Origin of the sequence: Lysobacter solisilvae (assembly GCF_016613535.2) — a bacterium.
GTDB lineage: Bacteria > Pseudomonadota > Gammaproteobacteria > Xanthomonadales > Xanthomonadaceae > Agrilutibacter > Agrilutibacter solisilvae.
Genome location: NZ_CP071518.1, coordinates 2,016,176 through 2,039,101, shown reverse-complemented (window position 1 = coordinate 2,039,101; position 22,926 = coordinate 2,016,176). Strand labels below are relative to the sequence as shown.

The following is a 22,926-nucleotide window of genomic DNA, read 5'->3' as shown; positions in this document are numbered from 1 at the left end:
GCAGGCATCGAAAGGCACGCACCCCAACCGTCTACACGGCCGCTTGCGCCTGCAGCGCGATCGTCGGCTCGACACGCGCGTGAAGCGTGGCGGAGAGGGTGGATGGCGGTGATCCCGCCACGCAGGGATCAGGCCCGGCGCAACGACCAGAAGCCGATATCGCGACGCACCTTGTAGCCCATCTGTTCGTAGAGCTGCTTGGCCCGTGTGTTCTCGTGGCTGACGTGCAGGAACGGCAGACGCTCCTGCGCCAGCACGTCGTTGGTGAGCAGCGCGAGCAGGCGCCGCGCGTAGCCGCGGCCGTTGAAATCCGGATGCGTGCAGACCGCGCTGATCTCCTGCGCGGCGTCCATGCCCAGGCGCTCGCCGATGATCGCGGCCAGGCGGCCGTCCTGGTAGATGCCGAAGTAGCGGCCCATCTCCATCGTGCGCTCGCGGAAGTAATGCGGGTAGACCAGCGCGGTCAGCGCGAGCACGTCGGCCTTGTGGCGCGCGTCCAGCGCGATCACCTCCGGCCCGTCACCCACCGCGATCGGCCGCGTGCAGGTCATCTGCGCCAGCGGCCGGTAGGCCTGCAGCTGCCAGCGCGCCGGAAGCGTGGGCACCACGCCCAGCAGGTACACGCTTTCGTCCGGCGCCAGCAGCGCGTCGAGCGACGCGGCGGCGTCCACGTCCGCATCGGCCACGCCCAGGAAGGGCGCGTACTCGGGCGGGTAGCGCGCGACGTCGCCCTCGACCAGGGCGATGTCACGGTGGCGCGCGCGCAGGGAGGCGAAGAAGGGGTTGTCGAGTTCCTGCATGGGGACACGTCGGCGGTGGGGAGCCTGGCGAGTGTAGGACGCGGAACAGGCGTCCGCGCGGGCCCCGGTTGTGGGATCCAGTCACGCCACGTCGGACGGCCCCCGGGCCTGTCGCGTCACGATCCGCACCGCGCCGTGGAGGGTGCGATGCACCGGGCACATGTCGGCGATCTGCATCATCCGCGCGCGTACCGCCTCGGTGAGGTCGCCGTCGATCCAGACGCTGCGCTCGAGCTGGTCGACCTTGGCGCCCTTGTCGTCCTCGCAGTGTTCGCAGTCGGTTTCGTGCACCTTGCCGTGGCGTACCAGCACGCGGATGTCGCGCACCTCCAGGCCCTTGAGCTTTGCGTAGGCATGCAGGGTCATGGCCGTGCACGAGGCCAGTGCCGCCGAGATCAGGCCATACGGCGAGGGCCCCTGGTCGGTGCCCCCTACGGCCACCGGTTCGTCGGCGACCAGGGCGTGGCCGGCGACATTGAGCGGGGTGCGGAAGCTGCGATTGTCGGAATGGGCGAAGGCCTCGCCCTCGGCCAGGGGGGCGCGCAGGCCGGGAAATGCGGACGCGGCGGTCATGGTCGGCTCCGGCGGGGGGAGGCTGGATCGTACGACGTACGGACGATGCACTGCGACGCCACGCGCGCCGCGGCCTGCGCGGCGCCGGCGTTGCCCGGTCGGCGACGATCAGGCCGCGACGACCCGGTTGCGCCCGGTACGCTTGGCTTCGTACAGGCCGCGGTCCGCGCGCGTGTACAGCGCACTGACCGTGTCACCGGACTGCACCGCGGTCAGGCCGATGCTGACCGTCACCGGCAGGCCGTCGGGAAACCATTCCACCGCTTCGCGGGCGTGATCGCACTGCACCTGCGCCGCCTCGGCGGTGACGCCCGGCAGCACCACCGCGAATTCCTCGCCGCCGAAGCGCGCCACCACCGACGGCGCGGTGAACTGCGCGGCCAGGGCGCGGGCGACCTTGACCAGCGTGTCGTCGCCGGCCGGATGTCCGTGCAGGTCGTTGATCTGCTTGAAGTGGTCGATATCGATGATGGCCAGCGCCATCGGCGCCCCGCCGGCATGCGCGTGCGCCAGCGCCTGTTCCATCCGCGCGGCGAAAGCGCGCCGGTTGGGCAGCCCGGTCAGGGCGTCGGTGAGGCTTTCCAGGGTGAGTTCGGCGTTTCGCGCCTGCAGTTGCTGCTGATGCTGGTCGAGCTGGCGCTCGTACCATTCGCGCTCGCTCAGGTGGTGCTGCAGTTCGCGGTGGGCGGCGCGCAGCTCCATCAACGCCATGACCTGCCGCGAGAGGCTTTCCAGCGCCCGCTGCTGGAAGGGCTCCAGGTCGCGGGGCACCGTGTCGATCACGCACAGCGTGCCGATCGCATGCCCGCCCGAGTCCACCAGCGGCGCACCGGCGTAGAAGCGGATGCTGGGGTCGCCCGTGACCAGCGGATTGTCGTGGAAACGGGGGTCCTGCATGGCATCGGGCACGACCATCGTCCGGCCCCGCGCAACGACATGGCCACAGAAGGAGACTTCGCGCGGCGTCTGCGCGGCGTCCAGTCCGGCGCGCGCCTTGAACCACTGGCGTTCCACGTCGATCAGCGAAACCAGCGCCATGGGCGTGCCGCAGATGCCCGAGGCGATCGTGACGAGGTCGTCGTAGGCCTCCTCGGCCGGCGTATCGAGGATCTGGTAGCGCCGCAGCGCGGACAGGCGTTCGTCCTCGTTGGTCGGCAACGGTGGGTGGATCACGGTGCACTCCCTTGCATGGCACGGCGCGGCCCGGCGCCCGAAATGCCGATCCTACGGCAGCCGGGGGACGGAAGCGGCCGGCCGGACGGGCGCCGACGCCGCCCTGGGCCAGCCCGGACCGGGCCGACCCGGCGGCTCGACGCTCAAGCCACAGCCGGGCCTGCCGATATTTGCTTGGCAAAGCCCTACGCCACGGACTCCCGTGAACCTGCCCAACCGCGTCCTCCCATCGCCGCGCACGCCCGAGCCGCAGGCCAACGCCATCCTGCTGGTCGACAACTCGCGCTCGTTCTCCACGATGGTGGCGACCGCCGTCGGCGAGCGGCTGGGCCTGCCGATCACCGTCGTCACGTCCCTGGCGCAGGCGCGCGTGGAACTGGCGCAGCCCGGCCGCTACTTCCTGGTCTTCACCGGCCTGGTGCTGGCCGACGCGGCGCCCGACGACATCCTGGACTTCTTCACCGGCTGCGGCATGCCGGTGGTGGTCGTCTCCGGCGTCTATGACGAGTCCGTGCGGCAGAAGGTGCAGGCACGGCAGATCGTCGACTGCGTGCTCAAGAACACGCCGGGCAGCATCGATTACCTGGTGTGGCTGGCCCAGCGGCTGGAGCGCAATCGCCGCATTGGCGCGCTGGTGGTGGACGACTCGCCCTCCGCGCGCGTGCTGGCCGCGGGTGCGCTGCGCCTGTACGGCTTCCAGGTGACCGAAGCCGACAGCGGCGCGGCGGCGCTGGAGGCGCTGGCGCTGCATCCGTCGATCCGCCTGGTGATCACCGATTACCAGATGCCCGGCATGGACGGCCTGGAACTGATCCGCCGGTTGCGCGCGACGCACACGCGCGACCGGCTGTCGATCATCGGCATCTCCGGCTCGGGGTCCGCGCCGCTGGTGGCGCAATTCCTCAAGCACGGCGCCAACGACTTCCTGCACAAGCCCTGGTCGCGCGAGGAGTTCTTCTGCCGCGTGTCGCAGAACGTCGACAACCTGGACCTGATCGGCACGCTGCAGGACCTGGCCACGCGCGACTTCCTCACCGGCCTGCCCAACCGCCGTCACTTCTTCGACCGCGGCGCGCAGGTGTACCAGGCCGGACAGGAGGACGGCGTGGCCGCCGGCATGCTCGACATCGACCATTTCAAGCACATCAACGACACCTACGGCCACGATGCCGGTGACCTGGCGATCAAGGCCGTGGCCAACGCGGTGGCGCGCCACGTGCGCACGCAGGACCTGGCCGCGCGATTCGGCGGCGAGGAGTTCGTGGTGCTGGCCCCCGGGCTGCAGGGCGAGGATGCGCGGGACTACTTCGAGTGCCTGCGCGCCGACATCGGCGCCATGCCCATCGCGCTGCCCGACGGCCGCAGCATCCACCTCACGGTGAGCATCGGTGTGTGCACCTCGGCGGCAGGCCTGTCGGCCATGCTGGCCGAAGCCGACCGCCAGCTGTACGTGGCCAAGGCCGGCGGCCGCAACCGGGTGGAAGGCAGCAGCATGGTTCGCGCCACGGATCGGGAAGCGCTGATGCTCGCGGTGTGAGGCCTGGCACGCGGGCCTTGCGAGCAGCGACTCGCAGCACGACTGCGGGCACTCGCGCGCGATCCCCCCTGGCCTGCATCCCGGATGCGATCGGCGACAACTAACCCGGCGTACTACGCCGACTCGCCCAGCAGCCGCCAGTTCATGCGCGGATAGGTACCCAGCTGGCGCCCCAGGCGGCCGGTGATCAGCGTCAGGCGCTCCAACGTGCGCGCATTGCGCAGCGGGCCGGCGTCCAGGTAGCGAAAGGGCGTCCCCTGGGCGAGCGACAGGAACACGGACTTTGCGTCCTGGTCGTCGCCCACCACCAGCACATCGCTGAGCACGCTCGCGGAGGCGGCGCCGAAATCCGGGCGGTCGAACACCTCGGCGAACACGTTCTTGAACGCGCCGACCACGCGCACCTCGGGCAAGGCCTGCTGCAGGACTTCGGCACTGCTGGTGTCCCAGGGCAGGATGTAGTCGCTGTAGTCCTGGTTGAACGGGTTGCTGATGTCGATCAGCACCTTCGAGGCCAGCGCGGCCCGATGTTCGGCGAGCAGCGCGACCAGGCCGTCGCGCAGGAACACGGTGGGCAGCACGGCCTGCGCGGCGAAAGCCTGCGCGGGCGTGCCGATGGTCAGCGTGGGAGGCAGCTCGCCCTGCAGCCGCGCCAGTGCGCGTTGCGGATCGCGCGTGCCCAGCACGACCCGGCGCCCGGCGCGCGCGAACATGCGCGCCAGCCGCACGCCCATGTTGCCGGCGCCCACGACGCCGAGTTGCGCGGAGGCATCCGCGCCGCCCGGAACGGAACTGGATTTGAGATGCATGGTCGTCGTCCTCGTGGGTGGCCCGCCCGTCGCGAGGCCTGCCGACACGGTAGGTGCGCGCACGGGGCGCGACAAACGAGGAATTCTGTGGGAAGGATCAGATTTGCTTGTCGCGTGCGGCTTGCGCGAACAGCCAGTCGTGCACGGCGCGCACCTTGGGCTGTTCCAGCGCACCGGGAGGCGTGATCACGTAATAGGCACAGCGCGTGGCGAGGCTCCCGGCCGGTGTCCGCACCAGCCGGCCCGCCGCAAGATCCCCCGCCACGGCAACGCTGCGGCCCAGCGCGACGCCCTGGCCATCGATCGCAGCCTGCAGGGCCAGGAGGGTGGAGTTGAAGCGCGGGCCGCGCGTAGCGTCGACATGCCCCATGCCGTGCGCCGCCAGCCAGGCACGCCAGTCCGGGAATGCCGGGTCGAAGTCGATCGTGGTGTCGTGGATCAGCGGCAGCGTCGCAACCCTCGCCTCGTCCAGGCCCGCGCTGCCCGGCGGCAGCCACGCCGGACTGCAGACGGGGAAGACGTCCTCCTCCATCAGGCGCTGCGCCTCCAGGCCGGGGTAGTCGCCCAGTCCGTAGCGCACGCCGATATCGATGCCCTCGCCCACGTAATCGCTGAGGCGGTTGCTGGTGTCCAGGCGCAGTTCCAGCCCCGGATTCGCCTGTCCGAAGCGCTCGATGCGCGGCATCAGCCATTTGGCTGCAAAGGAAATCGGGAGGGTCATTGTGACCACGTCATCGCGCCAGCCTTCCTGCATCAGCCCCAGCCCCGCGGCCAAGTGGGCCAGCCCCTGCTTCACCTCCGGATAGGCGCGCAGGGCATGCGGCGTGAGCGAGATGCCGGAGGCCGCCCGGGCGAAAAGCTTCAGTCCCAGGTAGTCCTCGAGCGTGCGCACCTGCTGGCTGATCGCGGAGGGCGTGACGTGGAGCTCCTCGGCCGCCGCGGCAAAACTCAGGTGTCGCGCGGCCGCCTCGAAAGCGCGCAGGGCGTTGAGGTGGACGGGCGCCTGGCGTGGCGGTCTGGGGCTGGGCATGGACCTGTCCGTACGAGCACCTGCGCACTCTACCCGCGTTCTGCGCGGCGCAACGTACGGCATGCACGCACCGGCTAGATGGGACGCGGACTTCCGTCCAGGCCCAGGCCGTACCGCAGGCTGCGGCCGATCCGCTGCGCGTACCCGTGCATGAGCGCGGCCTGTTCCGGGGCGAGCACCTCGCTCGCCGTCTCGTCCCACAGTTGCAGCCACGCGTCGAAATGTTCCGCGCGAATGGGTTGCGCACGGTGCGCGGCCATCGGGTTGCCGCGGTAGCTGGCCGTGCCTAGGGCCACCGATGACCAGAACTGCACCAGCAGGGCCTTGTGCTCGTCCCAGTCGTGCACGGCCGCGTTGAACACCGGGCCCAGTTCCGGATGCCGGCGCACTTTGTCGTAGAAGCAGTCGACCAGCCGGGCGATGTCCTGCGGCTGCAGTTCGATGGAAGCAGTCATGGGCGGGCGCGTGGAGGAGCGCGTGGGTGCAGTGGGGGTTGCAATTATGCGGGCACGCGCGGCCGATGCCGGCCCCGTCGCGGGACGGCTTCACGGGGACGGCACCCGCGCACTGAACCCTTCAGAGCGGCGGACGCGGCCAAGCCCCGGCCGGATCCGCGGGCGACGAGCTCAATACCGCCCCGCTACACTCGCGCCATGCCCTGCTGGTACGTCTACCTCATCGAATGCCGCGACGGCAGCCTCTACACGGGCATCGCCACCGACGTCGAACGCCGCTTCGCGCAGCACGCCGCCGGCAAGGGCGCGCGCTACACCCGCTCGCATCCGCCGCTGCGCCTGCTGGCACGGTTCGAATATCCGGACCGGTCGGCCGCCAGCCGCGCCGAGCACGCGATCAAGCAATTGACGCCAGCGCGCAAACGGGCGCTGTGCACAGCGAGCGACGGGGCGGCGACCACCGGCGACACGCCCTCGCCAGCCAGCGCCTGAAACGCAACGGCCCGGAAAATCCGGGCCGTCGTGCATGCATCGTCGTAATGGCTCAGAGCATGGGCAGCTTCAGCCCCTGCTCCTTCGCGCAGGCCTGGGCGATCTCGTAGCCCGCATCGGCATGGCGCATCACGCCGGTGCCCGGGTCGTTCCACAGGACGCGCTCGATCCGGCGGTCGGCGGCTTCAGTGCCGTCGCAGACGATCACCACGCCCGAGTGCTGCGAATAGCCCATGCCCACGCCACCGCCGTGGTGCAGCGACACCCAGGTCGCGCCGCCGGCGACGTTGAGCATGGCATTGAGCAGCGGCCAGTCGGACACCGCGTCGGAGCCGTCGCGCATGGCCTCGGTCTCGCGGTTGGGCGAAGCGACGGAGCCTGAATCCAGGTGGTCGCGTCCGATCACCACCGGTGCTTTCAGCTCGCCGTTGCGCACCATCTCGTTGAACGCCAGGCCCAGCTTGTGGCGCACGCCCAGGCCCACCCAGCAGATGCGGGCCGGCAGCCCCTGGAAGCTGATGCGCTCGCGCGCCATGTCGAGCCAGCGATGGAGGTTGGCGTCATCGGGGATCAGTTCCTTGACCTTGGCGTCGGTCTTGTAGATGTCCTCCGGATCGCCGCTCAGCGCGACCCAGCGGAACGGGCCGATACCCCGGCAGAACAGCGGCCGCACATAGGCCGGCACGAAGCCGGGGAAATCGAACGCGTTCGTGCAGCCTTCGTCCTTGGCCATCTGGCGGATGTTGTTGCCGTAGTCCACGGTCGGGATGCCACGCGCGTGGAAGGCCAGCATCGCCTCGACGTGCACGCGCATAGACTGCTTGGCCGCGTCGCGCACCTTCTCAGGGTGCGCCTGCTGTTCGGCCAGCCACTGCTCCACGGTCCAGCCGATCGGCAGGTAGCCGTGCACCGGGTCGTGCGCGGAGGTCTGGTCGGTGACGCAGTCGGGCCGCACGCCCCGACGCACCATCTCCGGCAGGATCTCGGCGGCATTGCCCAGCAGCGCGATCGAGCGCGCCTCGCCGGCGGCGGTGTATTTCGCGATGCGGGCCAGCGCATCGTCGAGGTCGTGCGCCTGCTCGTCCACGTAGCGCGTGCGCAGGCGGAAATCGATGCTGGTCTGGCGGCATTCGATGGTCAGCGAACTGGCACCGGCCAGCGAGGCCGCCAGCGGCTGCGCGCCACCCATGCCGCCCAATCCCGCCGTGAGGATCCACCGCCCGGCGAGCGAGCCGCCGTAATGCTGGCGGCCCATCTCGACGAAGGTTTCGTAGGTGCCCTGCACGATGCCCTGCGAGCCGATGTAGATCCAGGAGCCGGCGGTCATCTGGCCGTACATCATCAGGCCCTTCCTATCGAGCTCGTTGAAGTGCTCCCAGGTCGCCCAGTGCGGGACGAGGTTGGAATTGGCCAGCAGCACGCGCGGCGCGTCGGGATGCGTGGGAAAGATGCCGACCGGCTTGCCGGACTGGATGAGCAGGGTCTCGTTGTCCTCCAGCTCGCGCAGCGACTTGAGGATCGCGTCGTAGGACTCCCAGTCGCGGGCCGCGCGACCGATGCCGCCATAGACGACCAGTTCGGTCGGGTTCTCCGCGACCTCGCTGTCCAGGTTGTTCTGGAGCATCCGGTACGGCGCCTCGGTCAGCCACGACTTGCACGTGAGCGTGGCGCCGCGCGGCGCGCGGATGTTGCGGGAGGGATCGCGGCGGGTGGACATGGTCGGCTTCCTGCGGGAATGGGCGGCTGGCAGGAATTATCGCGCCGCGTCTGCACCCGCAGCCAGCGGCCCCTGGCCGCGCAGGCGTGCAACAGGGCGATTGCCCGGCAGATTCCGACCAACGGGCCGCTGTTGTTTACACTGTACACATGACCCGCGCCTCCACCGCCGAACGCATCCTGCGCGCCGCGCGCGTGCAGTTCGAGAAACATGGCGCGCAGGGCGTGAGCATGCGGGGCATCGCGCAGGCCGTGGGCATCACCCCGATGGCGATCTACCGCCACTTCCCCAACCGCGAGGCGCTGCTCAAGCGGATCAGCGACGACAGCTTCCAGGCCATCGCGCACCACTGGTCCGCGCGGGGCAAGGTCCGCGACCTGCGCGCGCGGCTGATGGCGGTGCAGCGCATCTACCTGGATTACGCGCTGGCCCATCCGCACCTGTTCGACCATGCCTTCTCCAGCCGCCGTCCGGACGCGCGCCGCTTTCCCCAGGATTTCCAGGACCGCCTGTCGCCCACCTTCAACGTGGTGGCCGATGTCGTGTCCGAGGCGATGGACGCCGGCGTGTTGCGGCGCGATGACGTGTGGGACGTGGCGATGACCCTGTGGGCGCATTCGCATGGACTGGTCGCGCTGTATCGCGCAGGCCGTTTCAGCTATGACGAGGCGGCGTTCCGTCGCTTCTACGACGCCTCCATGCGCCGGATTCTGGCCGGACTGGCCAACAGCTGACCGAGCGCATCGGCCGGCACAACGAAAACGCCCGGCGCGAGGCCGGGCGTTCGAAGTGATGCTGGCGGACGGATCAGTAGATCGAGGCGTCCAGGCGGCGCAGCGCATCGGCGATATCGGTCTCGCCGGTGCGGCGGATGTCGTCCTGGGAGTAGCTGCGTCCGATGCCGGCGCAGCGACGGGCCGCGGTCGCCTTGCGGGCGGTGATCAGCGTGCCGGTGTGCTGCAGGCAGAAATGATCGAGCGCCTTGTCCTTGTCCGCATCGGCGACAGTGGCCTCTTCCCCGGTCGCCGTGACCTGCATCGGCGCGTTGGGGTCGGCGACGCTGGGATCGGTTGAATCAGTGTCGGTGGCGCTCGACTCGGTTGCGGCCGGGGCGGTCGCGATCGAACCGGTAGTCTGTGCCGCGGCGGCGAACGGAAGCGCGGCAATGAGCAGGCAGAGCATCAGGCGGGGCATGGCGGGCCTCCTGTGGCCGGTGCGGCGCGGGCGTGCGCCCGATGTCCTGACGATACGCCCCTGCCGGGGCGCAGGCGCACCGCCGGGCGGCAATATTCAGGGAGATGTCAGGCTTGTGCAGTCGCGCCGGCCGGCGCGGAACGCGTCGACCTGGGCCAGGGTCGCCGGTACCGGGCGGATGCCGTCGTCGAACATCACCCGCCACACGCCGTCCTCCCCCCGCGACCACACCGAATTGAAGGCCCCCAGGTGATACCGCTCCTTCGCACCCGGAGTCGTGTCCTCGTACAGCGCGGGGCCGCTGGACCAGGCCATGTCGGGGCGGCCACCCATGGTGACGCGGGTGGGATACCAGGCCAGCTTGACCGGCGTGCCTGCGATCAGCGTCGCCCACTGCCGGACGATGTGCGCACGGCCGCGCTGCGGTTCGGTGCGGCTGGAGGCGAACGCCGCCCGTTCGTCGACGTGCTGCTCGAAGGCGGCCGTGTCATGGTCGGCCACCGACTGGGCGAAGCTCAGTTCCCGCATCCAGACCTCGCATTCCTGCGCACTCAGCCGCGGCAGCGACGTCGCCGTGCCGGCCAGCGCCGGTCCGCAGGCAAACAGCGCGATGACCAGCGCCGACGCCGGCGCAAGCCGGAGGACAGGGGCGACAACGAAGGGCTTCATCCGATACTCCCGCCAGGACGCGTGACGGCATGGTGCCAGCGCGACACGGGCGCGGGATTGGCAAAGCTTGCCGCGAGCAGCCGTGGCTATCATCGCAACATGAACGCGTTCCGCTTCCTGTCCTGCCTCGCCGCCGTGCTGCTGGCCGCCTGCGCCACGCCTTCGGCGATCCCGTCACGGACTGCGCCGGACGAACCGCCGTCGTTGCTGCTGGTGTCCATCGACGGCTTCCGCGCCGATTACCTCGGGCGTGACCGCACGCCGCAGCTGGCGCGGCTCGCACGCGAGGGGGTGCACGCGCGCTGGATGGTCCCCTCGTATCCGTCGCTGACCTTCCCCAACCACTACAGCATCGTGACCGGCCTGCGGCCGGACCGGCACGGGATCGTGCACAACCTGATGAGCGATCCCGCCCTGGGGCGATTCGGTACGTCCCGGCCGCAGGCCGTCAGCGACGCACGCTGGTGGGGCGGCGAACCGATCTGGGTGACGGCCGCCAAGGCCGGCCTTCCCACGGCGACGCTGTTCTGGCCCGGCAGCGAAGCGGCGATCGGCGGCGTGCGTCCCTCGCGCTGGACACCCTACGACGCGGACCTGCCGCCCGAGGCGCGCGTCGACACCGTGCTGCGCTGGCTGTCGGAACCCGCCGCCACGCGCCCGCGCCTGGCCACCCTGTACTTCGGCGAGGTGGACTCCGCCGGACACCATTTCGGCCCGGAATCGGCGCAGGTCGACAACGCATTGTCGCGGACCGACCAGCAGATCGGCCGAATGCTGCGGGAACTCAACCGGCGCGGCCTGCGTGATCGCGTCAACCTGGTGATCGTGTCCGACCATGGCATGGCACAAGTGCGGCGCGAACGGGTGCTGGCCATCGAATCACTGGTCGATCCCGCCGACGCGCTGGTGATCCACTACGGCGAGGTGCTGGGCTTCCTGCCCATTCCGGGCCGCGAAGCGTCCGTCCAGGCGCGGCTGCTGGGCCGCCATCGTGGCTACGAATGCTGGAAGAAGGATGAGCTGCCTGCGCGCTGGCATTACGGCAGCCACCCGCGCATTCCGCCGATCGTCTGCCAGATGGAAGTTGGCTGGATGGCCATCCCGCGCGAACGGATCGACGAATACCCGCCCGGCGCGACGCGCGGCGCGCACGGCTTCGATCCGCAATCCCCGCAGATGCGCGCGATCTTCATCGCCGACGGCCCCGCATTCGCCGACGGCGTGGAACTGCCGCCGATCGACAACGTCGACGTCTATCCGTTGCTGGCGCGGCTGTTGGGCGTGCCACCAGCAGACAATGACGGCGACATCGCGCACGTGGAGCCGGCGCTGCGCGAGCCCTGAGGGCCGCGGGGCACATTTCCGGGCCCCAGCCGCGGCCCGTTCCGGGCCCCGCACGGCCGCGGCCGGAGCCCCCACATCGATGTCCGAATCCGGCCAGTCCGCGCGATGGGCCGGTGCTAGCCTGCGGCCATGAGCGACACCACGCCCGTCATTCCCGACCCGCACACCTGCGAACAGGCACGCCGCAGCCGCGACCCGCGCTTCGACGGCCTGTTCTTCACCGCGGTGCTGAGCACGCGCATCTATTGCCGGCCCGTGTGCCCGGCGCCGATGGCCAAGCGCGTCGAATATTTCGCCAGCGCCGCGGCCTGCGAAGCCGCGGGCTACCGGCCCTGCCTGCGCTGCCGGCCCGAACTGTCCCCCGCCGACGGCGCGTGGCGGCGTGGCGATGCGGTGGTCGCGCGGGCATTGAAACTGATCGACCAGGGCGCACTCGACGAAGCGCCGCTGGCCGACCTCGCCCGTCGCGTCGATATCGGCGAACGCCAGCTGCGACGGCTGTTCGTCGATCGCCTCGGAGTGGCGCCGATCGGCGTGCATGGCACCCGGCGCCTGCTGTTCGCCAAGCAATTGCTGACCGAAACCGCGCTGCCCATCACGCAGGTCGCGCTGGCCGCGGGCTTCGGCAGCCTGCGCCGCTTCAACACCGCGTTCCGCGATGCGTACCGGATGGCGCCGCGCGACCTGCGCCGGCAGCGCATCGACGTACCGGGCGAATCCCTGGTGCTGCGGCTGGGCTATCGGCCTCCGTACGACTTCGGCGCGATGCTCGACTTCCTGCGCGGGCGCGCGCTGCCCGGCGTGGAATGCGTCGACGCCGACAGTTACGCGCGTGTCTTCCCGACCGGCGACGAGGGCGGCGGCGCGGGGTGGCTGCGCGTGTCGCACTGGCCGCAGAAACCTGGCCGCGAAACCGAGCACGCCCTGCGCCTGGAGCTGCACGGTGCCGCGCCGGCGCGCATGCTGGATATCGTGGGGCGGCTGCGTCGGATGTTCGATCTGGACGCCGACCCGCGTGCGATCGGCGAAGCACTGTCCGAAGACCCGCGCCTGCGGCCCCTGATGCTCCAGCGACCGGGACTGCGCGTACCCAGTGGCTGGGACGGCTTCGAGATCGCCGTGCGCGCGATCATCGGCCAGCAGATCAGCGTGGCCGGCGCGCGCACGCTGGCCACGCGCCTGTCGCAACGTTTCGGGGAGCCGCTGGCCGCCCCGCTCGCGCCGGGGCTGGACCATCTGTTCCCGACGCCCCGGGCGTTGGCCGACGTCGACCTGACCACCATCGGCCTGACCCGCGCCCGCGCCGCGACCGTGCGCACGATGGCCCGCGCGCTGCTCGATGGACAGGTCGACTTCCAGCCCGAACGCACGCTGGAGGATTTCACCGAACGATGGGTCGCGCTGCCGGGCATCGGCCCGTGGACCGCGCATTACATCGCGCTGCGCGCGCTGGGCCATCCCGACGCCTTCCCGGCCGATGACCTGGTGCTGCAGCGCGCCGTGCCCAACGACGGGTCGCGCATGAGCGCACGCGCGCTGACCGCCCGCAGCCAGGCGTGGCGCCCCTGGCGCGCATACAGCGTGATCCAGTTGTGGCGCGATTCGATGCCCGCGCCGCGGCCCGCGCCCGTGGCCCGAGCGGCATGAACACGGGCCTCGCCCGGGACACCAGCGGCATCTGGTTCCGTCGCATCGACAGCCCGGTCGGGCCACTGCTGATCGCCGGCGGCGACGAGGGCCTGCACCTGATCGAATTCCACGCGCCGCGCCATCCGATGGCGCGTTGCGCGCAGTGGGAGGAAGGCGACCATCCCGTCCTGCGCCGCGCGCAGGACCAGCTGGCGCGCTACTTCGATGGCGCGCTGCGGGCCTTCGACCTGCCGCTGGCCCCGCAGGGCACGCCGTTCCAGCGCCAGGTGTGGCGCGCGCTGGCGGATATCCCCTTCGGCCAGACGATCAGCTACGCGCAGCTGGCCATGCGCGTGGGACGCCCCACCGCGATGCGCGCCGTAGGTGCGGCGAACGGACGCAATCCGTTGCCGATCGTGCTCCCCTGCCACCGGGTGATCGGCGCCGACGGCAGCCTCACCGGCTTCGGCGGCGGGCTGCCCACCAAACAGTTCCTGCTGCAGCTGGAAGGCGCCCTTCCCCAAGCGACCGACCTGTTTGCCTGAGGTGCCGCGACCTCATCCGGTCGCGGGGCTCCCGCTGGGTCCGCGCGGAACCTCTCAATCCGCCAGCAGGCCCTGCAGCGTGCGGCGGTACCGCGCGGCGATGGCATCACGGTCGCGATGGCGGCCCGCGCTCACCACCTGGCGTCCGCCGACATACACATCGCGCACCAGGTTGCGGTTGCCGCTGAATATCCAGCGGTCCAGGGTGTTGTCCGCCAGCGCACCGGTGAGCTCGGGTGCCTCGTCGTCGAGCACCAGGAAATCGGCGCGCGTGCCGGGCGCGGTCGCATCGCCCGCCTCGAACCAGCCGACCGGCTGCATCGTGCCGCGCGCGCCGCCGGCGAGGGCATGCGCGTACAGGCACTCGCCCGTGCTGGTCAGGTGCGGCAGCACGGCGATGTTCCTGCGGCGCGAGACCAGCCGCTGGCCGTACTCGAGCCAGCGCAGCTCTTCCACCGGCGACACCGAAATGTGGGAATCCGAGCCCACGCCCCACTGCCCGCCGGCCTCGAGGAAGGTGCGCAGCGGGAACAGGCCGTCGCCGAGGTTGGCCTCGGTGGTGGTGCAGATGGCCACGGTCGCGCCGCGCGCGGCGATGCCACGCGTCTCCTCGTCGGTCAGGTGGGTCGCGTGCACCAGGGTCCAGCGGAAATCCACCGGCATGCGGTCCAGCAGCCACTCCACCGGACGCGCATCGCGGACCGCCAGGCAGTCCTGCACCTCGCCGATCTGCTCGGCGATATGGATGTGCACCGGCATCGTCGTGGCCCGCGTCGCGGTCAGCACTTCCTGCATCGCAGCCTCGGGCACGGCGCGCAGGCTGTGGAAACACAGGCCGACCTGCAACCGGCCCTCCTCGAGGACGGTGGCCTGGTGCGCACGCAGCCGGTCAACCAGGCGCAGGTAGCCATCGACATCATGGCCGAAGCGGCGCTGGCGCTCGCCGAGCGGACGGCCGTCGAAGCCGCCGGTCATGTACAGCGTCGGCAGCAGCGTCAGGCCGATGCCGGTGTCGCGGGCCGCCTCGATCAGCGCCATCGACATCTCGGCGGGGTCGTCGTACGGGCGGCCATCGGGGGCGTGGTGCAGGTAGTGGAACTCGCAGACGCTGGTGTAGCCGCTTTCGAGCATTTCGGCGTACAGCATCGCGGCGACGTCGCGCAGCGCCTGCGGTCCGAACTTCGCCGCGAACCCGTACATCACCTCGCGCCAGGTCCAGAAGCTGTCCTGCGGATGGGTCTGCCGTTCGGCCAGGCCGGCCATCGCGCGCTGGAACGCGTGCGAGTGGAGGTTGGGTACGCCGGGGAGCACCCAACGGCCCAGGCGCGGGGCCTGCATATCGGCGGCACCGGCCTGCACGCGGGTGAAGCGACCCTGTGCGTCCAGCGCCAGGTGAACGTCGCGGTGCCAGCCGTCGCTGAGCCACGCGTTGTCTGCGAATGCGGTCTTCATCCCGGCATTGTCCCCCATCGGGCCCGGGGTCCGCCTGTCGGGCCGGACCAGGCTCGGGGTTCCGAGCACGCGGGCATGGGCGCCCGTGGCTAGAATCGGGGCGATGACCACTCCCATCTATGACGGCCTGCTGCTGGGCGCGCACCTGGCCACGCTGGAACCGGCCTCGGGCTACGGCGAGATCCACGACGGCGCGCTCGCCTGGCGCGACGGCGTGCTGACCTATGTCGGCCCACGCGCGGACCTGCCGGGCGAGCCCGCGGCGCTCGCCCGCGAAGTGCACCAGGCCACCGGCTGGATCACGCCGGGGCTGGTCGACTGCCATACCCACCTCGTGTTCGCCGGCGACCGCGCGCGCGAATTCGAGATGCGGCTGCAGGGCGCCAGCTACGAGGAGATCGCCCGCGCCGGCGGCGGTATCGTGTCCACCGTCCACGCCACGCGCGAGGCCGGCGAAGAAGCGCTGCTGGCGCAGTCGGCGCCACGGGCGCGGGCGCTGGTCGAAGACGGCGCCACCACGCTGGAGATCAAGTCCGGCTACGGCCTGGACCTGGAAAGCGAGCGCGCGATGCTGCGCGTCGCCCGCCGGATCGGCGAGGCGCTCGGCGTCACGGTTCGCACCACCTGCCTGGCCGCCCACGCGGTGCCGCCCGAATTCAAGGGGCGGGCCGACGACTACATCGAGGCCGCCTGCGGCTGGATCGCCGAGCTTCATCGCGAGGGACTGGTCGATGCCGTGGACGCGTTCTGCGAGAGCATCGGTTTCACCCCGTCGCAGACACGCCACGTGTTCGAGGCGGCGCGGGGGCTGGGGCTGCCGGTCAAGCTGCACGCCGACCAGCTCAGTGACCTCAACGGGGCGGCGCTGGTGGCCGAGTTCGGCGGACTGTCGGCCGACCACGTCGAGCACACCTCCACACAAGGCGTGCGCCTCATGGCCGAGCACGGCACCGTGGCGGTGCTGCTGCCCGGTGCGTTCCACGTGTTGCGCGAGACGAAACTGCCGCCGCTGGACGCTTTCCGCGAGCACGGCGTTCCGATGGCCGTGGCCACCGACTGCAATCCCGGCACTTCGCCGCTGCTGTCCCTGCGGCAGGCCATGCAGCTGGCCTGCACCCATTTCCGCCTGACACCCGAAGAGGCGCTGCGCGGCGCCACCGTGCACGGCGCCCGCGCGCTGGGCCTGGATGACCGCGGCATGCTGCGCGTGGGCATGCGGGCCGACTTCGTGCTGTGGAACGTCCGCCATCCCGCTGAGCTGTGCTACTGGCTTGGCGGGCGCCTGGCCGAGCGCGTGGTTTCCGGCGGCGTGCGCGTCGCCGGGACCTGAGACGTTGCCGAACGCCACGCACGCCGATCACCGTTGGAACGCAGCCCCGAATCAACCCCTGTTGGAGATGCCATGAGACCAGTTCCGCTCGTCCTGTCCCTCGCGCTGGTGCTGGCGACCCTTCCCTGCGCCCGTGCCGCACAGCACGACGACGCCGTGGCCCTGACGAAGAAGGCGGTGGTGGTGGACACGCACATCGACGCGCCGACCGAACTGCTCGACCAGTGGCATGACCTGGGCGAGGCGACGCCCTCGCGCGAGTTCGACTATCCCCGCGCGCGCGCGGGCGGGCTGGACGTGGCCTTCATGTCGATCTACACCTCCGCCGAGGAGGACGAGGCCGGCAAGGCACGGCAGATCGCGCACACGCAGATCGATGCCGTGGAGGCGCTGGCGGCGAGGCATCCGGACAAGTTCGCACTGGTGCGCTCGCCGCGGGACATCGAGCGCCTGCAGCGCGGCGGCCGGGTGCTGCTCGCACTGGGGATGGAGAACGGTGCCCCCATCGTCGACCAGCTCTCCGAGCTGGCCCGTTTCCACGCTCGCGGCGTTCGCTACATCACGCTGGCGCACGGCAAGAACAACCGCATCAGCGATTCGGCGACGGACGCCGCGCCGCGCTGGAACGGGCTGAGCCCGTTCGGCCGCGAGGTGGTCGCCGAAATGAACCGGCTGGGCATCATGGTCGACGTCTCGCACCTGTCCGAGCAGGCCATCGGCCAGGCTGTCGAGCTCAGCACGGTGCCCGTCATCGCCAGCCATTCGGCGTTGCGGCATTTCACGCCCGGGTTCCAGCGCAACCTCAGCGACGAGATGGTCAAGGCGATCGCGGCCAAGGGCGGCGTGGTGCAGGTGCCCTTCGGCCTGATCTTCGTCGACGACGCCGCGGCAAAAACCTACTCGGCGTTCCTGCGTGAGCGCGAGGCCTTCCGCCAGGCCAGGGCCACCGCAGTGGCCGAAGGCCGTCCGGTGGCGGGGACGGAACCTGAATTCCCGAAATTCCAGCAGTCGGTGTCGTACTCGTCGGTGCTGGACAACATCGACCGCATCGTCGAGCTGGCCGGCGTCGACCACGCGGGCGTGGGCTCGGACTTCGACGGCGTCAACGGTGCGCTGGTGGCCGAGCTGCGCACGGTGGCCGACTATCCCGTGCTGGTGGCTGGCCTGAAGGAACGCGGCTATTCGGATGCGGACGTGCGCAAGATCCTGGGCGGCAACCTGCTGCGCGTGTGGCGCGCGGTCGAGGATGCGTCGAAGCACGACTGAGGCGCAGCGGTGGTCACGGCGAGGCCTGGCGGGACAGTCGCCAGGCGGCTCGCCAGGTGCGAAATTGCCAGGTGCGAGTTGCCAGGTGCGAAATCCAAGGCACAAAAAAGCCCCGCGATGCGGGGCTTTTTCGTGTGCTGCCCGGGGCGTTGGCCTCAGGCGGCGGACTTCTTGGCCACGGCCTTCTTGACCGGCGCCTTGGCGACGGACTTGGCAGCAGCCTTCTTCGCAACCGGGGCGGTGCCGGTGCCGGCCGACTTGGTCACGGCGGTGGCGCTGCGGGCGTTGCCGTAGCTGGAGTTGTAGCGCTTGCCCTTGGCGGTCTTGCGGTCGCCCTTACCCATGTTCGTGCTCCTGAAGCTGTCAAAAATCCGCACCGGTGGGTGCGAGGTCTGCGAAAAAAACGCGGTCGCGGCGCGCGCGAGGCCGGCAAGTCTACCACGCCCCCTCCGGGCCTCATGAACCGGTCGGCGGCGGCGCACGGCGCCTCGCCAACGGCCACAGACATCCTTCAGTGCACGCAGGACGCGTCGTGCACGTGCCCGTGGTTGAGGCGCAGATTGGCCAGGTGCGCCAGCCGACCAGGGTGCCGCCGAATGTCATCGCGAGGGCATGGGGAATGAGCGCATGGTGCAGCGGCTCGTAGAGAATCCCGGTCCACAGCACGGCCAGTCCCGGCACCAGCAGCCCCAGCGCGCGGACCGCGCCGTGCCGGCGGTAGCCCCAGACGACGCTGAACAGCCCCAGCAGCGTGGCGAACCCGACAAACACCCGCTCGAATCCGTCGCCCAGCCCCACCGAGATGCCCATCGACGGCAGGGCGGCGATCAGCAGCGGCAAGAGGGCGCAATGGGCCGCGCACAGCAGCGAACCCACCGCACCCAGCCGGTCCAGCAGGGAGCGCGAGTGGGCCACCAAGGGCGGATGGGGGCGAATCTCGTCGGTCATGACGTTACATTGTAACACTGGAACCTCGTTGAGCCGATGCCCTCAGGCGTGGGTATCGAACACGGCCGCCGCCCCCGGATGCGCCGGGTGGGAGCGGCGCACCGCCGGGATTGCCTGGGCCAGCAGCGCGCAGCCGGCCAGCGTCCACACGATCATGGCGCCGCTGGGCAGGTCCAGGACGGCCGAGAGGCCCAGCCCGAGGATGTAGCCCACCGCGCCGATGAGGTACGCGGCCGCGAGCCGGCCCCGACCCCGCATGCCGGCGGTGGCCAGCGCGGGCACGATCAGGCTGGCGAACACCAGGTAGACGCCCACCAGTTGCACCGAGGCGGTGATGGCCAGCGCGAACAGCGCATAGAACAGCAGCCCCGACAGCCGGCCGCCGCGAATCCACATGAAGACCAGCAGGGCCGCCGACAGCACGGCGGCCGGGATCAGCTGCCCGTAGCTGACCCACAGGATCTGGCCGACCAGCAGGTCCTTGAGGTGTTCGCCGCCCTGCGGATTGTCCGCCAGCAGCAGCAGACCACCGGTGGCCGCCAGCGCGAACAGCGTGCCTATCAGCGGTTCCTGGTATTCGGGCCAGCGCTTGTCCGTCCACGACAGGAGGCAGGCGCCGCCCAGCGCGGCGGCGGCGGCGGCGAGCTGGACGCCCAGGCCGTGCTCGTCGATGCCCATGTACTGGGCGAGGATCACGCCCAGTCCGGCGATCTGCGCGATGGCCAGGTCGATGAAGATGATCCCGCGCGACAGCACCTGCTTGCCCAACGGGACGTGGGTCGACAGCACCACCAGACCGGCCACGCAGGCCGGGCCCAGGATGCTGAGGTCCAGCCCGTCCCAGTTGAGGGTCATTTCGCCGCTCCCAGCAGCTTGGCCAGCGTGGAGTCGAACAGGCCGAACAGGTCCTTGGACTGCGCGTCACCACCGACCGAGAACGGCAGCGTCACCGCGGGCACGCCGGTGCGCTGCGACAGCCAGTCGGCCGGCTTCGAATCCTGGTAGGCGGCCCGCACGATCGCCAGCGTGTCGGCCTGTTTCGTGGTCGCGATCAGGCTGGCCAGATGCGCGCTGGTCGGCGGCACGCCGGGCTTGGGCTCCAGCGCACCGATCTGCTCGATACCCAGCCAATCCCACAGGTACACCCAGCTGATGTGGTGCACGACCACCTTGCGGCCCTTGAGCGGCGCAGCCTGCGCCTTCCAGCGCGACATCGCCGCCAGCCAGCGGGTGGTGAAGTCGGCCAGGCGTTGCTGGTAGACGGCGGCGTTGGCGGGGTCCAGTTGCACCAGTCGCGCATCGAGTGCCTTGGCGATCACCAGCACGCGCCGGGGATCCATCTGCACATGCGGATTGCCCTGCGGATGCACGTCACCCATGGCGCGGTCGACGGTGCCCGGCTTTTCCAGCGTCTTGACCTGCGCCGCCGCCATGAAGGAACCCGCACCGGAGGCCACGCGTGTGTTGCCGGCCTGGCGGATCAGCTGCGGCAGCCAGCCCACCTCGAGTTCGGCGCCCGTGCACACCAGCAGGTCGGCGTTGCGCACTTTCGCGATGAGGCTGGGCTTGGCCTCGATCACGTGGACGTCCTGCAACGCGGATGTGGCGACGTCGACGTCGACCTTGTCACCGGCCAGTTCATGCACCAGCGAAGCCCATTCCGACTCGCAGGCGAATACTTTCAGCTTGGCCTGCGCAGGCGCGGCGAACAGGCTCGCTGCCAGCAGGACGGGGATGGCGAAAAGCTTCATCGAAGGCTCCTTCAGAACTTGTGCGCGCCATGCGCGCCCAGGCTGGCCTGGTACTGGACGGTGACGGCGGTGTCGCTGTCGTCGGCATTGGGGCGGTCATGGCTGACCTGCAGGCGGAAGAGGCTGAATTCGCTGTTGCGCCAGGTCAGTTCGGCGCTGTGGCGATCCGGATCGAAGGTGCTGGCATAGGGGCCGCCGTTGTCAGCCCACAGGCGGTCGTAGCGGTAGCCGACGTCCCACAGGCGGTTGATGCGGTAGACCGTTTCCACGTATGCGCCGCGACGACGGCCATCCCAGTCCAGCGCGACGGCGGGGTCTTCGGGATCGATGTACACGCCGTCGCGGTCGTCGATGAAGTACTCGCCGCGCACGGTCACGCCGCCGTCCTTGAAGTTGCCCTGCGGCGCCCACTTCCAGGTGGCGTCCGCCAGGAACACCCGTGCATCGCCGTTGAAGCCGTCTTCGCCGCCTTCGGCCCGCGTGTCGAGCATCGACACCCCCGCCAGCCAGGCGCTCTCGTGGCCCGCATCGCCGCCCAGGTGGGCGAACAGCGTGCGCGTTCCCAACCCGCCGCGCTGGGCGCCGCCGCCGGGATAAGGCTCGCCGCGCATGATTTCCCCGCCCAGCTCGAAAAGCAGGTCGGTCGGCGCGACCCAGCGCAGCTGCGCGCCGTCGTCGCCGTACTGGCCGCCGAGGAAGGCCTGGTAGGCCAGCGGACGGTCGAAGAAGGAATCGGTATGGGCGTGGTGGCCGTTGAGGTAGCCGATGTTGGAAAAGAAGCGGCCCAGGCGCAGGCTGAAACCCGCCGGCAGCGCCGTGGTGTCGATGTAGGCCTCTTCGATGGCCACTTCGTCCTGGCCGTCTTCGCTTTCCACCGCCAGGGTCAGCTGGCCGTAGAACTTGTCGTCGATGTTGGCCGACAGCGCCAGTTCGCTCTCGCCCAGCGAGAATCCGTCGGGCGCCGGACCACCCTCGCCCACCAGCGGGAAGCCGGCGCGCACGTAGGCGTCCGGGTCCAGCGAGTGGTGGCTGTAGCTGCCGTTGAGGATCAGGGTGATCGCCGGATTGAAGGCGTTGGCACTGCTTGCGCCCTGGCTGCCATCGGCGGCTGCGACCGCGGCGGTGGCGTCGGCGGCCTCGGGCGTCGCGGCCAGATCGTCGATTTCTTCCGCAGTGGCCGCGGTGGAGTCGACCTGCGCACTCTGCGATGCGACGGACTCGGCCGGCGGGGTGCCTTTGGATGCGGCCTGCAGCGCCCGCAGTTCCGCCTGCAGCGCCTGTACCTGTGCTTCGAGCAGCTCGATGCGGCGGTCGGTGGCCGGGTCGGCGGCCTGGGCCGAAGCCAGTGGCAGGACCGCCAGAACGGCGAGGGCGAGGAGCGACTTCCGCATGGAATTTCCGGCCGCGTTCAGATGATGTAATAACATAACATTCGCGGGGACGGGCCGGTCAATAGCGCGGAAGTCACCGATCGTGGCGGTTCAGCGCGCAGAAACGTGGCCGGTCCGGCGTTCGGGCCCCGCCATCGGACACGCTGTCGGCCTGACCACGCTCTCGCACCAGATCGGCGGCTTCTTCGATGGGTGGGTGGGCGGCCTGGTGATCGAGCGTGCTGGCGCTGCTCGCCGCCGCCTTCAAACTGCCGATCGGCGAGTCGCGCCCGGCCCTGCGCGCAGCCACCGCGCCGGCCCGAAACCCTGGGTCATGCCTGCCTCACGCCTGCGCTTTGGCGCACGCCGCGCACAGGCCGTGTACTTCCAGGGTCTGCGCCTGCGGCACGAAACCCAGGCTGCGCGCGCTCGCATCGAGTGTGTCGACGATACGCGGGTCCTCCAGCTCGGTCGCCGACTGGCAACCGTCGCAGATCAGGAACGGCACCGCGTGGGCGGCACTGCCCGGATGGTGGCAGCCCACGAAGGCATTGATCGACGACAGCTTGTGGATGAAGGCGTGCTCGAGCAGGAAGTCGAGCGCGCGATACACCGTCGGCGGCGCGGCCGCGCCGTGGGTGGCCTTCATCTGGTCGAGCAGCTCGTAGGCCTTCACCGGACGCCCGGCCGCCGCGATCAGGCGCAGGGCGTTGGCCCGGGATCGGCGTCAGCCGCAGGCCGCGCTCCTCGCAGGCACGCTCCACCTCACGCACGAAGCCATCGCTGTCGTGGACGTGGTGGGCTGGATCGGTGCAGGCGTGCGAATGGGCCATGGAGTCTCC

General features: G+C 70.3%; 22 protein-coding genes and 2 pseudogenes. 8 read left to right on the top strand and 16 right to left on the bottom strand.

Annotated features, from left to right (window positions below; genetic code table 11):
• Positions 1 to 128 precede the first annotated feature (128 nt).
• From I8J32_RS09030 to I8J32_RS09020, 3 genes are all read right to left on the bottom strand, one after another.
• Positions 129 to 800: a GNAT family N-acetyltransferase gene (locus I8J32_RS09030; RefSeq protein WP_200611063.1), complete on the bottom strand. Its 672-nt coding sequence runs from the start codon at positions 798 to 800 to the stop codon at positions 129 to 131.
• Positions 801 to 881: 81 nt separating this feature from the next.
• Positions 882 to 1,373: an OsmC family protein gene (locus tag I8J32_RS09025; protein ID WP_200611061.1), complete on the bottom strand. Its 492-nt coding sequence runs from the start codon at positions 1,371 to 1,373 to the stop codon at positions 882 to 884.
• A gap of 108 nt (positions 1,374 to 1,481) precedes the next feature.
• Positions 1,482 to 2,546 carry a GGDEF domain-containing protein gene (locus I8J32_RS09020; RefSeq protein WP_200611058.1) on the bottom strand — a complete coding sequence of 355 codons (1,065 nt, stop codon included), beginning with the start codon at positions 2,544 to 2,546 and terminating at the stop codon, positions 1,482 to 1,484.
• A 298-nt stretch (positions 2,547 to 2,844) separates the two neighbouring features.
• Between I8J32_RS09020 and I8J32_RS09015 the strand changes: the two genes are divergently transcribed.
• Positions 2,845 to 4,083: a diguanylate cyclase gene (locus I8J32_RS09015; protein WP_200613027.1), complete on the top strand. Its 1,239-nt coding sequence runs from the start codon at positions 2,845 to 2,847 to the stop codon at positions 4,081 to 4,083.
• 113 nt (positions 4,084 to 4,196) lie between these two features.
• Here I8J32_RS09015 and I8J32_RS09010 read toward each other — a convergent pair whose 3' ends face one another.
• The 3 genes from I8J32_RS09010 to I8J32_RS09000 all read right to left on the bottom strand — a co-directional run bounded on the left by I8J32_RS09010 (position 4,197) and on the right by I8J32_RS09000 (position 6,377).
• Positions 4,197 to 4,892, bottom strand: a complete 696-nt coding sequence (locus I8J32_RS09010; RefSeq protein WP_200611055.1) for an NADPH-dependent F420 reductase — start codon at positions 4,890 to 4,892, stop codon at positions 4,197 to 4,199.
• A gap of 97 nt (positions 4,893 to 4,989) precedes the next feature.
• A complete protein-coding gene (gene gcvA, locus I8J32_RS09005; RefSeq protein ID WP_200611052.1) occupies positions 4,990 to 5,922 on the bottom strand; it encodes a transcriptional regulator GcvA in 933 nt (310 codons plus the stop codon).
• Between the two features lie 74 nt (positions 5,923 to 5,996).
• Positions 5,997 to 6,377, bottom strand: coding sequence for a group III truncated hemoglobin (locus tag I8J32_RS09000; protein WP_200611049.1), 381 nt, complete (start codon positions 6,375 to 6,377; stop codon positions 5,997 to 5,999).
• Between the two features lie 198 nt (positions 6,378 to 6,575).
• Here I8J32_RS09000 and I8J32_RS08995 point away from each other — a divergent pair, with 198 nt between their 5' ends.
• Entirely contained in the window at positions 6,576 to 6,869 is a 294-nt protein-coding gene (locus tag I8J32_RS08995) for a GIY-YIG nuclease family protein (protein WP_200611046.1), read from the top strand.
• Positions 6,870 to 6,921: 52 nt separating this feature from the next.
• On the opposite strand, the gene hutU is transcribed toward I8J32_RS08995, so the two are convergent.
• A complete protein-coding gene (gene hutU, locus I8J32_RS08990) occupies positions 6,922 to 8,586 on the bottom strand; it encodes a urocanate hydratase (protein WP_200611043.1) in 1,665 nt (554 codons plus the stop codon).
• Positions 8,587 to 8,735: 149 nt separating this feature from the next.
• On the opposite strand from hutU, the gene I8J32_RS08985 reads away from it, so the two are divergent.
• Positions 8,736 to 9,320, top strand: a complete 585-nt coding sequence (locus I8J32_RS08985) for a TetR/AcrR family transcriptional regulator (protein WP_200611041.1) — start codon at positions 8,736 to 8,738, stop codon at positions 9,318 to 9,320.
• A gap of 73 nt (positions 9,321 to 9,393) precedes the next feature.
• On the opposite strand, the gene I8J32_RS08980 is transcribed toward I8J32_RS08985, so the two are convergent.
• Both I8J32_RS08980 and I8J32_RS08975 read right to left on the bottom strand, forming a co-directional pair.
• A complete protein-coding gene (locus I8J32_RS08980; protein ID WP_200611040.1) occupies positions 9,394 to 9,780 on the bottom strand; it encodes a hypothetical protein in 387 nt (128 codons plus the stop codon).
• 96 nt (positions 9,781 to 9,876) lie between these two features.
• Positions 9,877 to 10,449 carry a YybH family protein gene (locus tag I8J32_RS08975; RefSeq protein WP_245156279.1) on the bottom strand — a complete coding sequence of 191 codons (573 nt, stop codon included), beginning with the start codon at positions 10,447 to 10,449 and terminating at the stop codon, positions 9,877 to 9,879.
• Between the two features lie 99 nt (positions 10,450 to 10,548).
• Between I8J32_RS08975 and I8J32_RS08970 the strand changes: the two genes are divergently transcribed.
• The 3 genes from I8J32_RS08970 to I8J32_RS08960 all read left to right on the top strand — a co-directional run bounded on the left by I8J32_RS08970 (position 10,549) and on the right by I8J32_RS08960 (position 13,967).
• Entirely contained in the window at positions 10,549 to 11,793 is a 1,245-nt protein-coding gene (locus I8J32_RS08970; RefSeq protein WP_200611038.1) for an alkaline phosphatase family protein, read from the top strand.
• 129 nt (positions 11,794 to 11,922) lie between these two features.
• Positions 11,923 to 13,440, top strand: a complete 1,518-nt coding sequence (locus tag I8J32_RS08965) for a DNA-3-methyladenine glycosylase 2 family protein (protein WP_200611036.1) — start codon at positions 11,923 to 11,925, stop codon at positions 13,438 to 13,440.
• Complete coding sequence (locus I8J32_RS08960; RefSeq protein WP_200611034.1) at positions 13,437 to 13,967, top strand: methylated-DNA--[protein]-cysteine S-methyltransferase; 531 nt, start codon at positions 13,437 to 13,439, stop codon at positions 13,965 to 13,967. The genes I8J32_RS08965 and I8J32_RS08960 overlap by 4 nt, the downstream gene beginning before the upstream one ends.
• 54 nt (positions 13,968 to 14,021) lie before the next feature.
• Here I8J32_RS08960 and I8J32_RS08955 read toward each other — a convergent pair whose 3' ends face one another.
• A complete protein-coding gene (locus tag I8J32_RS08955; protein WP_245156278.1) occupies positions 14,022 to 15,419 on the bottom strand; it encodes a formimidoylglutamate deiminase in 1,398 nt (465 codons plus the stop codon).
• A gap of 103 nt (positions 15,420 to 15,522) precedes the next feature.
• Between I8J32_RS08955 and hutI the strand changes: the two genes are divergently transcribed.
• Together hutI and I8J32_RS08945 are read left to right on the top strand one after the other, a co-directional pair.
• Positions 15,523 to 16,749, top strand: a complete 1,227-nt coding sequence (gene hutI, locus I8J32_RS08950) for an imidazolonepropionase (protein WP_200611031.1) — start codon at positions 15,523 to 15,525, stop codon at positions 16,747 to 16,749.
• A gap of 72 nt (positions 16,750 to 16,821) precedes the next feature.
• Positions 16,822 to 18,015: a dipeptidase gene (locus tag I8J32_RS08945; protein WP_200611027.1), complete on the top strand. Its 1,194-nt coding sequence runs from the start codon at positions 16,822 to 16,824 to the stop codon at positions 18,013 to 18,015.
• A gap of 155 nt (positions 18,016 to 18,170) precedes the next feature.
• On the opposite strand, the gene I8J32_RS08940 is transcribed toward I8J32_RS08945, so the two are convergent.
• From I8J32_RS08940 to I8J32_RS08915, 6 genes and pseudogenes are all read right to left on the bottom strand, one after another.
• A complete protein-coding gene (locus I8J32_RS08940) occupies positions 18,171 to 18,359 on the bottom strand; it encodes a 30S ribosomal protein THX (protein ID WP_200611024.1) in 189 nt (62 codons plus the stop codon).
• Between the two features lie 167 nt (positions 18,360 to 18,526).
• Positions 18,527 to 18,963, bottom strand: a pseudogene (locus I8J32_RS08935) (MerC domain-containing protein).
• Between the two features lie 42 nt (positions 18,964 to 19,005).
• Positions 19,006 to 19,818: a metal ABC transporter permease gene (locus tag I8J32_RS08930; RefSeq protein ID WP_200611019.1), complete on the bottom strand. Its 813-nt coding sequence runs from the start codon at positions 19,816 to 19,818 to the stop codon at positions 19,006 to 19,008.
• Positions 19,815 to 20,714, bottom strand: coding sequence for a metal ABC transporter substrate-binding protein (locus tag I8J32_RS08925; RefSeq protein WP_200611016.1), 900 nt, complete (start codon positions 20,712 to 20,714; stop codon positions 19,815 to 19,817). The genes I8J32_RS08930 and I8J32_RS08925 overlap by 4 nt, the downstream gene beginning before the upstream one ends.
• 11 nt (positions 20,715 to 20,725) lie before the next feature.
• Positions 20,726 to 22,105: a hypothetical protein gene (locus I8J32_RS08920; protein ID WP_200611007.1), complete on the bottom strand. Its 1,380-nt coding sequence runs from the start codon at positions 22,103 to 22,105 to the stop codon at positions 20,726 to 20,728.
• A gap of 322 nt (positions 22,106 to 22,427) precedes the next feature.
• Positions 22,428 to 22,917: pseudogene (locus I8J32_RS08915) on the bottom strand (transcriptional repressor).
• Positions 22,918 to 22,926 lie beyond the last annotated feature (9 nt).